Origin of the sequence: Streptomyces sp. NBC_00663, assembly GCF_036226885.1 — a bacterium.
Taxonomy (GTDB): Bacteria; Actinomycetota; Actinomycetes; order Streptomycetales; family Streptomycetaceae; genus Streptomyces.
Window position 1 is genome coordinate 7,837,986 of the sequence record NZ_CP109027.1, and the last position, 13,780, is coordinate 7,851,765.

Annotated in this window: 14 protein-coding genes; 8 read left to right on the forward strand and 6 right to left on the reverse strand. The window is 70.6% G+C overall.

Annotated elements, in window-relative coordinates:
* Nucleotides 1-72 precede the first annotated feature (72 nt).
* The 3 genes from OG866_RS35520 to OG866_RS35530 all read left to right on the forward strand — a co-directional run bounded on the left by OG866_RS35520 (nt 73) and on the right by OG866_RS35530 (nt 3,366).
* The gene (locus OG866_RS35520) at nt 73-1,128 is read left to right on the forward strand and encodes a PP2C family protein-serine/threonine phosphatase (protein ID WP_329341176.1); all 1,056 of its coding nucleotides are present in this window, start codon (nt 73-75) and stop codon (nt 1,126-1,128) included.
* Between the two features lie 277 nt (nt 1,129-1,405).
* Nucleotides 1,406-2,746, forward strand: coding sequence for a transcriptional regulator (locus tag OG866_RS35525; protein WP_329341178.1), 1,341 nt, complete (start codon nt 1,406-1,408; stop codon nt 2,744-2,746).
* Between the two features lie 74 nt (nt 2,747-2,820).
* Complete coding sequence (locus tag OG866_RS35530) at nt 2,821-3,366, forward strand: NUDIX hydrolase (RefSeq protein ID WP_329341181.1); 546 nt, start codon at nt 2,821-2,823, stop codon at nt 3,364-3,366.
* Between the two features lie 41 nt (nt 3,367-3,407).
* On the opposite strand, the gene OG866_RS35535 is transcribed toward OG866_RS35530, so the two are convergent.
* Together OG866_RS35535 and OG866_RS35540 are read right to left on the reverse strand one after the other, a co-directional pair.
* A complete protein-coding gene (locus tag OG866_RS35535) occupies nt 3,408-3,665 on the reverse strand; it encodes a hypothetical protein (RefSeq protein ID WP_194082411.1) in 258 nt (85 codons plus the stop codon).
* Nucleotides 3,666-3,888: 223 nt separating this feature from the next.
* Entirely contained in the window at nt 3,889-4,749 is an 861-nt protein-coding gene (locus OG866_RS35540; protein ID WP_329341185.1) for a 3-hydroxybutyryl-CoA dehydrogenase, read from the reverse strand.
* Nucleotides 4,750-5,056: 307 nt separating this feature from the next.
* On the opposite strand from OG866_RS35540, the gene OG866_RS35545 reads away from it, so the two are divergent.
* Entirely contained in the window at nt 5,057-6,313 is a 1,257-nt protein-coding gene (locus OG866_RS35545) for a glycoside hydrolase family 10 protein (protein ID WP_329341187.1), read from the forward strand.
* A 22-nt stretch (nt 6,314-6,335) separates the two neighbouring features.
* On the opposite strand, the gene OG866_RS35550 is transcribed toward OG866_RS35545, so the two are convergent.
* Nucleotides 6,336-6,533 (reverse strand): DUF1918 domain-containing protein, encoded by a 198-nt coding sequence (locus tag OG866_RS35550; RefSeq protein WP_329341189.1) that lies wholly within the window; start codon nt 6,531-6,533, stop codon nt 6,336-6,338.
* A gap of 93 nt (nt 6,534-6,626) precedes the next feature.
* Entirely contained in the window at nt 6,627-7,541 is a 915-nt protein-coding gene (locus OG866_RS35555) for a DMT family transporter (RefSeq protein ID WP_329341191.1), read from the reverse strand.
* Here OG866_RS35555 and OG866_RS35560 point away from each other — a divergent pair.
* The 3 genes from OG866_RS35560 (at nt 7,540) to OG866_RS35570 (ending at nt 10,174) form a co-directional block, all read left to right on the forward strand.
* Complete coding sequence (locus tag OG866_RS35560) at nt 7,540-9,006, forward strand: aminotransferase-like domain-containing protein (protein ID WP_329341192.1); 1,467 nt, start codon at nt 7,540-7,542, stop codon at nt 9,004-9,006. The genes OG866_RS35555 and OG866_RS35560 overlap by 2 nt on opposite strands.
* Nucleotides 9,007-9,032: 26 nt before the next feature.
* Nucleotides 9,033-9,458, forward strand: a complete 426-nt coding sequence (locus OG866_RS35565) for a GNAT family N-acetyltransferase (RefSeq protein WP_329341194.1) — start codon at nt 9,033-9,035, stop codon at nt 9,456-9,458.
* Nucleotides 9,459-9,580: 122 nt separating this feature from the next.
* Nucleotides 9,581-10,174 (forward strand): histidine phosphatase family protein, encoded by a 594-nt coding sequence (locus OG866_RS35570; RefSeq protein WP_329341196.1) that lies wholly within the window; start codon nt 9,581-9,583, stop codon nt 10,172-10,174.
* 5 nt (nt 10,175-10,179) lie between these two features.
* Here the strand turns inward: OG866_RS35570 and OG866_RS35575 are convergent, their stop codons facing one another.
* A complete protein-coding gene (locus OG866_RS35575) occupies nt 10,180-10,623 on the reverse strand; it encodes a DUF6314 family protein (RefSeq protein WP_329341198.1) in 444 nt (147 codons plus the stop codon).
* Between the two features lie 148 nt (nt 10,624-10,771).
* Between OG866_RS35575 and OG866_RS35580 the strand changes: the two genes are divergently transcribed.
* The gene (locus OG866_RS35580; RefSeq protein WP_329341200.1) at nt 10,772-13,249 is read left to right on the forward strand and encodes an alpha-L-arabinofuranosidase C-terminal domain-containing protein; all 2,478 of its coding nucleotides are present in this window, start codon (nt 10,772-10,774) and stop codon (nt 13,247-13,249) included.
* On the opposite strand, the gene OG866_RS35585 is transcribed toward OG866_RS35580, so the two are convergent.
* On the reverse strand, nt 13,236-13,679 hold the full coding sequence (locus OG866_RS35585; RefSeq protein ID WP_329341203.1) for a carboxymuconolactone decarboxylase family protein: 444 nt from the start codon (nt 13,677-13,679) through the stop codon (nt 13,236-13,238). The genes OG866_RS35580 and OG866_RS35585 overlap by 14 nt on opposite strands.
* Nucleotides 13,680-13,780 lie beyond the last annotated feature (101 nt).

A 13,780-nucleotide genomic window follows, 5' to 3' on the forward strand; every position in this document is an offset into this window, starting at 1 on the left:
TCGACAGAATCGGACCGGCCTTTCGGGGTCGGTCCGATACTGCTGTCTGGGCCTATATGGGGGGCCATCGGCATGATCCGTATCAGGGGTCGGGTTCCCCGCAGGGTGCTGGCGTTGGGGTTGCCCACCGCCTGGGGCGCCGTGGCGATCACGTACAAGATGACCTGCCCGCTCGCCCAGCAGACCGGGTTCGAGGCGCGGCTCGCCACCAGTGCCGTCTTCTTCGCCGTCGGCACCGGGTTGATACTGCACGTCCGCAAGGCGCTGCTGCGTGAGCTGCGGCAGCTCCGGCAGGTCGCCGGGGTCGCGCAGAGCGCGCTGCTGCGGCCGTTGCCTCCGCGGATCGACGGGTTGGACATCGCCGCGGCCCAGCTGTCCGCGGACCGGGGCGCGTCCGTGGGCGGCGATCTCTACGAGGTCGTCGCCACCGAGCACGGCGTCCGCGCGGTCATGGGTGATGTGCGGGGCCATGGGCTCGCGGCCATCAGCACGGCCGCCGCCGTCCTCGGCAGCTTCCGCGAGGCCGTGCACGACGAGGCCGAACTCGACAGTGTCCTACGGCGGCTGGAGCGGGCGCATGCCCGGCATCTGCGCGAGCGGGCCCGCACCGAGCCGTCCGTCGCCGAGGAGTTCGTCACCGTACTCCTGCTGGAGATCCGTGAAGACGGAGCGCTGTACGCGCTCAACTGCGGTCACCCCTGGCCGTATCTCCTCAGTGGCCCCCGGGTGGACCCCCTCACCCGAGCGGATCCCCTCCCTCCGCTCGGGCCGTTCCCGCTGCCGCCCCACCTGCCCCCGATGCCCTGCGGCCACCTCCTCCCCGGCGAGACCCTCGTCCTCCACACGGACGGGGCCGAGGACGCGAGGGACGCTCATGGCCGGTTCTTCTCCCTGTCGACCGCGCTGGCGAAGGCCGCGGACCAGCCCCCTCAGTCACTGCTGGGCTCGGTCTTCACAGCCCTGCTGCGCCACGTGCCCGGAGCCCCGAAGGACGACATCGCCTTACTGGTCCTTCGCAACGGCCGCTCACAACGACGCCCCCCAGGGGCGCGGGGCGATGACATCAGCGGCTCCGCCGCGCGGGCGCGACCAGCCACAACGCACCCGCAGCCGACAACGCACCTTTGACCCCGGCGGCGTTGAGTCGCTCGGCCAAGCCGGCGGCGGCCGTCCGCCCCGCCACGGAGTGTCGGGCAGGCAGCTGGGCGGACGGCGCGGAATCGGGCCGCCGCACTGTACGAGGGGGAGCCGGCGGCCCGGCCGGCCTCTTGCGAGGCATTTCAGTCAACCGGCTGGAAACTCTCCGCGACAGTGCGCGCACGCTACGGATTCGAGCACTCCGTTCACACCCCGTGTGAAGACACACCCACTACTCTGACGGCACCGAGCCACCCGGGGGGCATATATGCAGCCCAATACTCTGCTCGACGCGATCCTGGACGAGGCGGGCATCTCGCACGCGGGATTGGCCGCACACGTGAACCAGGCGGGACGGGCGCGCGGGCTCGCGCTCCGGTACGAACACACCGCCGTGGCACGCTGGTTGAAGGGACAGCGGCCCCGCGGCCAGGTACCCGACCTGATGTGCGAGGTGCTCGCCGCCAGGCTGCACCGCACGGTCACCCTCGACGACATCGGCCTCGGTGTCCCCGGTGAGCCCGCCACCCCGCACACCACCTCGCTGTCCGGCTTCGTGGAGCGGGCCACCGCCCTGTGGCGCTCCGACGAGCAGCAGCGCCCGCACATACTGGGCGCTCCCGCGGTCACCGGCACGCCCGCCGTCATGCCGGTGTGGGAGTGGGAGAACCCGCCCGAGGACGTCGATGTGTCGCGTGGCGGGCGGCATCGGGTGACCCTCGGGGACCTGGAGATGCTGCGGGCCGCCCGGACGCACTACGAGCAGATGTACCGCAAGGCCGGCGGCATCGCGACCCGTACCCGCATCGTCGGGTTCCTCAACGCCGAGGCGGCGCCGTTACTGCGCGGCAGCTACACCGACGAGACCGGCCGTCAACTGCACCGGGCCACCGGCGGGTTGGTGGCCGTCGCCGGGATCTGCGCCTACGACTCCGACGCGCACGGACTCGCCCAGCGCTACTTCCATCAGGCGCTGCGGCTGGCGAAGGCCAGTGGGGACCGGGGACTTGGCGCCTATGTGATCGCGCTGCTCGTCAACCAGGCGTTGTTCATGCGGGAGCACCGGCAGGCCGTGGCCTTCGCGGAGGCCGCGCTGCGTGCCGCCGGCAAGCACATCACCCCGGCCCTCGCCTCCGATCTGTACGCGATGCAGGCGAAGGCGTACGCGCACCTCGGCGACGGTACGAGCGCGTTGTCCTGCATCCGGCGTGCCGAGCAGGCCGCCGAACGCATCCGGCGCGGATACGAACCTGACGAAACGGGCTATGTCCAGCCGGGGTTGGTCAACGTCCAGGTGGCGGAGGCGCTGCTCAGTCTCGGCGAACTGGTGGCGGCCGGGGAGCATGCCGCGGCGGCCGTGGACAATCCCGCGCACGACCGGGGCCGGGTGCACCGGCTCGCGATGCTCAGCACGATCGAACTGCGCCGGGGCAACGCCGACAAGGCGGTGGCCACCGCGGTGCAGATGGCCGAACAGGCCCGCGGAATGGAGTCGCAGCGACTGCGCGACAGACTCCGGGCGGTGCGCGAACACCTGGTCCGTAGCGGCTGCGCGGGCACGGCCGAGGCAGCCGAACTCATCGACGGAGCACTGCGCGTACCGCTGTAGGCAGGTTCCTCAGCGCCGACAACCACAGTCCCTGCTGCGATATTGCCACTTACTCGACGGAAGGTGGCAGAACCGTGCAGTGGACGAAACAGAACGAACAAACTGTGTATGCGAACCGCTGGTTCACCGTCAACCTGGCAGATGTGGAACTGCCGGACGGGCGGCACCTGGACCACTTTCTGATACGGCTGCGGCCCGTCGCCGTGGCCACGGTGGTGAACGAGGCCAACGAGGTCCTCCTCCTGTGGCGCCACCGCTTCATCACCGACAGCTGGGGGTGGGAACTGGCCGCGGGTGTCGTCGAGGACGGCGAGGACATCGCGAGCGCGGCCGCCAGGGAACTCGAGGAAGAGACCGGCTGGCGGCCGGGCCCGTTGCACCACCTCATGAGCGTGGAACCGTCCAACGGACTCACCGACGCCCGGCACCACATCTACTGGGCCGAGGAGGGCGAGTACGTCGGGCACCCCGTGGACGACTTCGAGTCGGACCGTCGGGAATGGGTCCCCCTCAAGCTCGTCCCCGACATGGTCGCCCGCGGGGAGGTCCCGGCCGCCAACATGGCGGCCGCGTTACTCCTGCTGCACCACCTCAGGCTCGGGCAGGACGCCTTGCCCTGATCCCCCCACCACGTCCTGGTCGCTCAGGGCCTGTCCGGGCCCTAGTGCCCGAGGGCCTGCCAGACCGCGACGATGAGTGCGCCCACGGCCGTGACGGCCGCGACCGCGGGAAGCGGCCAACGGGCGTGCTCCAGCGCGACGATCCGTGAACTGAGGTCGTCGACTTCCTTGTCCGTCTCCTCCGTGCGATGGCTGAGCAGCGCGAGCCCTCCCTCGACACGCGCGTACGCGACATCGAGGCGGCGGCGTAACTCTGCGAGTTCCCCATGGACCACGGGATGCTCCGGGTCGGCGGTCACTTGTCCGCTCCTTTCCGTAGTCGTCACATCCCTTGCATGCGCATGAGGAGTCAACTCCCCTGGTGGACGCGTGGGGAGCGTGTGCGACGGGCATATGCGTGCCCGGCGCGCACACGGTGTGTGAATACGGCGGGCCCGGCGCTCCGAAGAGTGCCGGGCCCGTGTCCGTCGCACTGTGTGACCAGCACCCTGGAACGGGCACTGTGCATCAGACCGAGACGTGTCAGCCGTAGGTGTAGAAGCCGGATCCGGTCTTGCGGCCGAGGCGGCCGGCGTCCACCATGCGCTGGAGCAGCGGGGGAGCGGCGTACAGGGGCTCCTTGTACTCGTCGTACATCGAGTTGGCGATGGAGACGATGGTGTCCAGGCCGATGAGGTCGGACAGCTTCAGCGGGCCCATCGGGTGGGCGCAGCCCATCTCCATGCCGTTGTCGATGTCCTCGCGGCCGGCGATGCCCGACTCGAACATCCGGACGGCGGACAGGAGGTACGGCACGAGCAGGGCGTTCACCACGAAGCCGGAGCGGTCCTGGGCCCGGATCGCGTGCTTGCCGAGCAGCTTCTCGGCGAAGCCCTGGGCGCGGCTGATCGTGCCCTCGGAGGTGGTGAGGGCCGGGATCAGCTCGACGAGCTTCTGCACCGGGGCGGGGTTGAAGAAGTGGATGCCGATGACCTGGTCGGGCCGCGAGGTGGCGACCGCCAGCTTCACCAGGGGGATGGAGGAGGTGTTGGAGGCGAGGATCGCGTCCGGGCGGGTCACGACCTGGTCGAGCACCTGGAAGATCTCGGTCTTCACCTGCTCGTTCTCCACGACGGCCTCGATCACCAGGTCGCGGTCGGCGAACTCGCCGAGGTTGGTGGTGAAGGAGAGCCGCGCCAGGGCGGAGTCCCGCTCCTCCTCGCTGATCTTGCCGCGCTCGGCGGCCTTGGCCAGGGAGTTCAGCAGCCGGGTCCGACCGATCTCCAGGGCCTCACCCGTGGTCTCGGCGACCTTCACGTCCAGCCCGGAGCGCGCGCACACCTCGGCGATGCCCGCTCCCATCTGGCCGCAGCCCACCACTCCGACGCGCTCGATGTCGGTCACATCGTCCCCTTCGCAGATCTACGAATCCGGCAGGACCCGCGTGGTTCGCAGCCTGCTCCGTTCGTGCACGTTACTGGAAAGTATCGATGATCGATCGCGCGGGTCGGGCATGCTCGACGGCGGATCCGCCGGAGGTCGAGCGGATCCGTGGTCCGTGGGGCGGGCGGGGCGGCTCACCGCCGGACCGCGTGACGACTCGACGCCTGCCCCAAACCTGCACGTTCCCTTCGGCGATCGTTGATCGAATGCCCGGGGGCCGGATGGCAGGCTGACCGCGAGCAGACGGCGCACGGAGGTTGGGTTGAGGATGCATCGGAAGTCACGGCTGTCGCGGCGCGCGTTCGCGGTGACGGCCCTGTCGGCTGTGGCGGCGGGCGGCGGCGCGCTGGCGGCGAACGCGGCGATGGCGGGCGGATCCGAGTCCCCCCGGCGCCGGGGGCCGGGGGAGATGCGGGGCGTGTGGGTGGCGAGCGTGGCCAACCGCGACTGGCCCTCGACGGCGGGGCTGACCGCCGCACAGCAGCGGGCCGAGCTGATCACGCTGCTCGACCGGGCCGTGGAGCGCCGGCTCAACACGGTGATCCTCCAGGTGCGGCCGACGGCGGACGCGCTGTGGCCCTCGCCGTACGAGCCCTGGTCGCAGGTGCTCACCGGCACCCAGGGCAAGGCCCCCGGCTGGGACCCGCTCGGCACGGCGGTCGAGGAGGCCCACGCCCGCGGTCTGGAGCTGCACGCCTGGTTCAACCCGTACCGGATCGCCAACCACGCCGACCCGACGAAGCTCGTGGCCTCCCACCCCGCCCGGCTGCACCCGGACTGGGTGGTGACGTATGGCGGCAAGCTGTACTACAACCCCGGGCTGCCGGAGGTCCGCGCCTTCGTCGAGAAGGCGATCCTGCACGCGGTGCACACGTACCCGGTGGACGCGGTCCACTTCGACGACTACTTCTACCCGTATCCGGTCGCGGGCCAGACCTTCGACGACGACGCGGCCTTCGACAAGTACGGCGGCGGCTTCGACACCCGCGGGGACTGGCGGCGCGCCAACATCGACAAGCTGGTCCTGGAGACGGCCGCGCGGATCCAGCAGATCCGGCCCACCACCCAGTTCGGGATCAGCCCCTTCGGCGTGTGGCGCAACGCCTCGACGGACCCGCTCGGCTCGCAGACCAAGGCGATGCAGGCGTACGACGACGTCTTCGCCGACACCCGTAAATGGGTCCGGGAGGGCTGGATCGACTACATCGTCCCGCAGATCTACTGGAACATCGGCTTCACCGTCGCCGACTACGCCGAGCTCGTGCCCTGGTGGGCGAAGCAGGCGCGGGGGAGCAGGACGAAGCTGTACGTGGGCGAGGCCCTCTACAAGGCCGGAGACCCGGCACAGCCCGCCGCCTGGCAGGACCCCGCCGAACTGTCGAGGCACCTCGCGCTCGCGTCCGACCAGGTCCAGGTGCGCGGGCATGTCTTCTTCGCCGCCCGCGAGGTCGCGACGGACCCGGCCGGGGCCATGGCGCGGGTGGTCGCCGACCACTACCAGGAGCCCTCGGAGCCCCCGCGCTGAACCGCCGGCCGCTCGCGCCGGGCTACTGGCCGGTCTGCTGCCGGTGCCGGATCTCGGTGTCGGGGCCGGGTGAGCACACGCCCTCGTGCCCGTCCTCGAAACGGACGCGGTACGGGGGGTCGCCGCCCTGTCCCATGACCTCGACGATCTCGCCGACCTTGTCGTGCTGTCCGACCACCCTGCCGTGCTGGACAAGCTGGTCGCCCACGGTTGCACGCATCTGGAGGGCCTCCTCACCACGTACGGGAGCAGCGGTCCGTGGCCTTGAGTTTACGGCGCCCGGCCGGGGTTGGGACCGGCGCGTGCGCGGAACTCAGCCTCGCGCCCGCTGCGTGACGGCGATGCAGACCAGCACCGCCGCGGCCGTCAGCGGGGCGGCCACCGTCAGGTGCTCGCCGAGCAGCAGCACCGACCACACCAGTGTGAGCAGCGGCTGGGCCAACTGCAACTGGCTGGCCTTGGGGATGCCGATCGCCGCCATGCCCCGGTACCAGACGACCAGACCGAGGAACTGCGAGCCCGCCGAGACCCAGAGCAGACCGCTCACGCTGTGGAACGTCAGCTGGACGGGCTCGTACGCCAACGCCGTGACCGCGGCGGGCACGCTGAACGGCAGGCACAGGACCAGCGCCCAGCCGATGACCTGCCAGCCCGGCATGACCCTGGCCAGCCGGCCGCCCTCGGTGTAGCCGGCCGCGCACACCAGCAGGGCGCCGAAGAGGTAGAGGTCGGCGGCGGTGAGGGCGCCGCCGCTCTGCTGCACGGTGAAGGCGACCACCGCGGCGGCACCGGCACCGGCGGCCGCCCAGAAGGTGCGGGACGGGCGGGTGCCCATGCGCAGCGCGGAGAAGAGGGCGGTGGTGAGGGGGAGCAGGCCGACCACGACGGCGGCGTGCGCGGTGGTGGAGGTCCGTAGCGCGAGCGTGGTGAGCAGCGGGAAGCCGACGACGACCCCGGCGGCGACGACCGCGAGCCCGGCCCAGTGCCGCCGGTCCGGCACGGGGACGCGCAGGACGAGCAGACAGACCACGGCGATCAGCGCGGCGAGGACGGACCGCACGGCGACCAGCGACCACGGTCCGAAGCCCTGAAGGCCCCACGCGGTCGAGGGGAAGGTGAGGGAGAAGGCGACGACACCGAGCGCGGCGAGGAGGGTCCCGGTCGCCCGGGACGGCTGGGCGTCGACCGCTATCGTGATCGGGGCAGTAGCGCTACTCTGTACTCTCATGCAAGAGCGTAGCAGCGTCGGTGAACTGGCGGAACGGCTGCGGCAGGAACTGAACCGCTACTCACCTGGTGGAAAGCTCCCGTCGAGCCGGGCCCTCGTCGAGCAGTACCGGGTGAGCCCGGTGACCGTCTCCCGCGCCCTGGCCCAGCTGGCCGCCGAGGGCCTCGTGGTGACCCGTCCCGGCGCCGGGGCGTTCCGGGCCCACCCGCGGACGACCGCGCCCGCCCCGGTCGGCGACACCTCCTGGCAGGAGGTGGCCCTGAGCGCCGACGCGTCCACCGACCTCGTACCGCGCTCGGTGGACGCCTCCGGAGTCGTGGTCTCGCTGGCCGCGCCGCCGCCCGGCGTCATCGAGTTCACCGGCGGCTATCTGCACCCCTCGCTCCAGCCCGAGCAGGCCCTCGCCGCCGCGCTGTCCCGGGCCGCGCGCCGCCCCGGCGCCTGGGGACGGCCGCCCCTGGAAGGGCTGGTGGAGCTGCGCGAGTGGTTCGCGCGGGGCATCGGCGGGGCCGTGAGCGCGGCCGAGGTGCTGATCGCCGCGGGCGGCCAGTCGGCGCTGACGATCGCCTTGCGCGCCCTGGCGACCCCCGGGGCGCCGGTACTCGTCGAATCGCCCACGTATCCGGGCATGCTGGCGATCGCGAGGGCGGCGGGACTGCGTCCGGTGCCGGTCCCGGTGGACGCGGACGGAGTGCGCCCCGAGCTGCTCGCCGACGCCTTCCGCGCCACCGGCGCGCGCGTGTTCATCTGCCAGCCTCTCTTCCAGAACCCGACCGGCGCCGTCCTCGCCCCCGAACGCCGGGGCGAGGTGCTGCGGATCGCGCGCGAGGCCGGCGCGTTCGTCGTCGAGGACGACTTCGTACGACGGCTCGTGCACGAGGACGCGGGTGAACTCCCGCGCCCGCTCGCCGCGGAGGACGGGGACGGAGTGGTCGTGCACGTCGGCTCGCTGACGAAGGCGACCTCGCCGAGCTTTCGCGTGTGCGCTCTCGCCGCCCGGGGGCCGGTCCTGGAACGGCTGCGCGCCATCCAGGTCGTCGACACCTTCTTCGTGCCGAGACCCCTCCAGGAGGCGGCGCTGGAACTGGTCGGCTCCCCGGCCTGGCCCCGCCACCTCCGCTCGATCTCCGCGGCCCTGCGGACCCGCCGCGACACCATGACCTCGGCCCTGCGGCTGAACCTCCCCGAACTCGCCCTGCCCCACATCCCGTCCGGCGGATACCACCTCTGGCTGCGCCTGCCCGAGGGTGCGTCCGAGCCCGCCCTCACGGCCGCCGCCCTGCGCGCGGGCGTCGCCATCACCCCGGGCCGCCCGTACTTCAGCGCCGAACCCCCCGCCGGACACCTCCGGTTGAGCTTCGCGGCGGTCGCCGGGGCGGGGGAGATCGCGGAAGGGGTACGACGGCTTCGTACCGCGTACGACGAGGTGCTCCAGGGGACCGGGGCGGAAACCGTTCGCCCCTGACCGCCGCCCCCTGCGAGGATCCCGCCATGAGCGACCTCGCCACCGGCTACGAGATCTCCACCGACCCCGACCGCATCGACGCCGGGCGGGTGCATCGCTGGCTGTCCACCGACGCGTACTGGGCGCTCGGGCGCACGCGGGAGAAGCAGGACCGGGCGATCGCCGGGTCGCTCAACTTCGGGGTGTACGACTCGGCTTCGGGGGAGCAGGTGGCGTACGCCCGGGTGATCACCGACCGGGCGACCTTCGGGTGGCTGTGCGATGTGTACGTCGATCCGGCCGTACGGGGCAAGGGGATCGGAACCTCGCTGGTCGAGGCGGTACGCGAGCACCTGCGGCCCTACGGGCTGCGGCGCATCCTGCTCGCCACGCAGGACGCGCACGGAGTGTACGAGAAGGCCGGCTTCGCGCCCCTCGCCCAGCCGGACATGTGGATGGCCCACCTCTACTAGGGCCCCTCGTTTCAGACGACTTGTCCGGCCCGTCCCGACCTCGGCGTGAGGTTTCGCCGACCCTGCGTAACTCCCGGGTAACGCCCCTTGACCTGCGCACTTTCTCCGCCCACCATCACCGCATGGCACTCCGGGTCACATTCGTCGCCGCCGCCCGCAGCTCCCCGCTGCTCGCGGAACGCTTCGAGGACGACCGGCCCCTCGATCAGGCCGGCTGGGACGAGGTGCAGCGCTCCGCACAGGAGCTGCTGCCCCTGTCCGCCGCCGAGCTGCGCTACTGCTCGCCGACCCCGCGCAGCCGCGCCACCGGCGACGCCCTCGGTTACGCCCCGCTCGTGCAACTCGCCCTGCGGGACTGTGACATGGGCCGCTGGCGCGGGCTGACGCTGGGGGAGGCGATGGCCCGCGAGCCGGAAGCGGTGGACGCCTGGCTCGCCGACCCGCGCGGCATCCCGCACGGCGGCGAGTCGCTGCTGGCGTTCATCACCCGCGTCGGCGGCTGGCTCGACACCCGGCCCGTGGACGACGGCGGCCGGATCGTCGCCGTGGCCGAACCCTCGGTGGTCCGGGCGGCGTTGGTGTACGCCCTGAAGGCACCCCCGTCGACGTACTGGAACATCGACGTACGCCCCCTGTCGACGACCACCCTCACCGGCCACGCGGGCCGCTGGAACCTGCGCTTCGACGGGGCGTCGACCCAGTCCTCACGGGCGTAGTCGGTTCAGTCCTCACGGACGTAGTCGGTCGCCAGGACCAGATCCTTGGCGGGGCCGCCCACCCGCCATACCGTCCGCCAGCGGTCGGCGCCCAGGACGCTGAACTCGCCGCGGTAGAGGTCCGCCGAGCAGGGGTGGTCGGCGATGTGCCGGCCGGTCGTCAGGTCCAGGTCGTGGAAGGGGCGGCCGTCGGCGAAGCGGACGTCCGCCGTGCCCGGCCGAGGGCCCGGCAGGAAGTGCAGCGTCCGTTCGGCGGGCCGCGGGACGCCCTGCCAGGTGAAGGTGCCCGACTCGTGATGCAGCAGGCCGTCCCCCTCCGACGGGCCGAAAACCGTCGTACCGGTGAACGCCCCCGTCTCCCCGCTCGCCAGGTCCCGCACGGTCCGCTCCACCCGCCAGTTCCCGGCCAGATACATCAGTACGTCCGGTACCGGCCAGAACTCGCCCATTGATTCCTTCCTTCCGACACTTTCGGTACCGCGCGACCCGTTGACGCTCTTCGATCCCTCTCCCTATCTTGCCGTTCGAAGTCCTGATCAGCGTCTGATATCTCGAACATATCTTGAACAACTCCCCTTACCGAGCCGCGGAGTATTCATGTCACGCACCCGCTGGAGATACGGCATAGCCGCCACCGCCCTCCTGGCGGCGGCCGGCCTCATCCCCGCCCCCGCCCACGCCGAGGACGTCACCGACTACGCCATCACCGTCGACCCCGCCGCCAAGGGCGCGAAGATCGACGACACGATGTACGGCGTCTTCTTCGAGGACATCAACCGGGCCGCCGACGGCGGTCTGTACGCCGAGCTCGTGCAGAACCGGTCCTTCGAGTACTCCACCGACGACAACAAGTCGTACACGCCCCTCACCTCCTGGACGGTCGACGGCACCGGCCAGGTCGTCAACGACGACGGGCGCCTCAACGCCCGCAACCGCAACTACCTCTCCCTGGACGCCGGTTCGTCCGTCACGAACGCGGGCTACAACACCGGCATCAGCGTCGAGGAGGGCAAGCGGTACGACTTCTCGGTGTGGGCCCGCGCCGCGGCCGGCACGACCCTCACGGTCACCCTCCAGGACGCCGACGGCAGCCTCGCCACCGCCCGCCGCGTGGCCGTGACGAAGAGCGGCTGGGCCAAGTACAAGGCGGCCTTCACCGCGATCCGCACCAGCAGCGACGGCCGCCTCACCGTGGGCTCCGCCGCCGCGACCGCGCTCGACATGGTGTCCCTCTTCCCGCACGACACCTACAAGAACGAGTCCAACGGCCTGCGCAAGGACCTCGCCGAGAAGATCGAGGCCCTGCACCCCGGCTTCGTCCGCTTCCCCGGCGGCTGCCTGGTCAACACCGGCTCCATGGAGGACTACAGCGAGGCCTCCGGCTACCAGCGCAAGCGGTCCTACCAGTGGAAGGACACGATCGGCCCGGTCGAGGAGCGCGCCACCAACTCCAACTTCTGGGGATACAACCAGAGTTACGGCCTCGGCTACTACGAATACTTCCGCCTCTCCGAGGACATCGGCGCCATGCCGCTGCCCGTGGTGCCGGCCCTGGTGACCGGCTGCGGCCAGAACAAGGCCGTCGACGACGAGGCGCTCCTCAAGCGGCACATCCAGGACACCCTGGACCTCATCGAGTTCGCCAACGGCCCGGTGACCAGTGAATGGGGCGGCAAGCGCGCCCGGATGGGCCACCCCAAGCCCTTCCACCTCACCCACATCGAGGTCGGCAACGAGGAGAACCTGCCCGAGGCGTTCTTCGCCCGGTTCAAGGAGTTCCGCGCCGCCATCGAGGCGAAGTACCCCGGCATCACCGTCATCTCCAACTCCGGCCCGGACGACGCCGGTACGACCTTCGACACGGCGTGGAAGCTCAACAAGGACGCCGGCGTCGACATGGTCGACGAGCACTACTACAACAGCACCCAGTGGTTCCTCCAGAACAACGACCGCTACGACTCCTACGACCGGAACGGCCCGAAGGTCTTCCTCGGCGAGTACGCCTCCTTGGGCAACGCCTTCAAGAACGGTCTCGCCGAGGCGGCGTACATGACCGGCCTGGAGCGCAACGCGGACGTCGTCAAACTCGCCTCGTACGCCCCGCTGTTCGCCAACGAGGATTACGTCCAGTGGCAGCCGGACCTGATCTGGTTCAACAACCACGCCGCCTGGAACTCGGCCAACTACGAGGTCCAGAAGCTGTTCATGAACAACGTCGGTGACCGTGTCGTCCCCTCGACCGCCACCGGCACCCCCTCGCTCACCGGCCCCATATCCGGCGCCGTCGGCCTGTCCACCTGGGCGACCACCGCCGCCTACGACGACGTCCAGGTCACGGACGCCGACGGCAACTCCCTGCTGAGCGACGACTTCTCCGGTGACGCCTCGCAGTGGACGCACACCGGCGGCGGCAGCTGGAGCGTCCAGGACGGGCAGTACGTGCAGACCGACGTCGCCGCCGAGAACACCATGGTGTCGGCCGGTGACCCGAACTGGCACGACTACGACCTGAAGGTGAAGGCCACCAAGAAGTCCGGCAAGGAGGGCTTCCTCGTCGCCTTCGGCGTCAAGGACACCGGCAACTACTACTGGTGGAACCTGGGCGGCTGGAACAACACCCAGTCCGCCGTCGAACAGGCCGTGGACGGCGGAAAGTCCACGCTGATCTCCAAAGCCGGCACGATCGAGACGGGCCGTACCTACGACGTCGACGTCAAGGTGCGCGGCCGCCAGGTCACCCTGTACCTCGACGGCCAGGAGTGGGGCAGCTTCACCGACGACAAGCCGGCCGAGCCGTTCCGGCAGGTCGTCACCAAGGACAAGGGGACCGGCGACCTGATCGTCAAGGTCGTCAACGCCCAGGCCACCGCGGCCCGTACGGCGATCGACCTCGGCGGCGCGAAGGTCGCGTCCAAGGCACGGGTCACCACGCTGACGGCCGACGCGAACGCGGTGAACACCGAGACGGAGACGCCGGTCGCACCGGTGACGTCCACGTTCGACGGCGTCGCCGACCGGTTCACGTACACCTTCCCGGCGAACTCCGTCACCTTCCTGCGGATCAGGCAGAAGTAGGCGGCTCGCTCCGGGGTGTGGGCTGCTGCCGGACCGGCAGCAGCCCACGCTCGTCGAAGACCTTCTTCGCGACGAACGTGGCGTTCAGGGCCCGCGGGAAGCCGCAGTAGCCGGCGGAGTGCAGCAGCGCCTCGACGATCTGCTGGGGCGTCAGGCCCACGTTCAGCGCCGCATTGATGTGCACCTCCAGCTGGGGCTCACAGCCGCCGAGTGCGGTGAGCATGCCCAGCGTCACCAACTGGCGGTCCCTCGGCGCGAGTTCGGGCCGGGAGTAGATCTCGCCGAAACCCCAGGCGACGATCTGATGGCCCATCTCGGGGCTGATGTCGGCGAGCGAGTCGATGACCCGCTGCCCGACCTCGCCGTCGACGCTCCGCAACACCTCAAGGCCCTGGGCGAAACGCTCCTCACGGGTGGTGCCGTCCGTCATGTCGTACCCTCCATTAACCTTTGAATAAGCTGGAATTCATTCCACCACTTTCGGCGACGGCACAACCGGTCGTATTCCCCCTCTGTCTAAAAGGGCGCAGT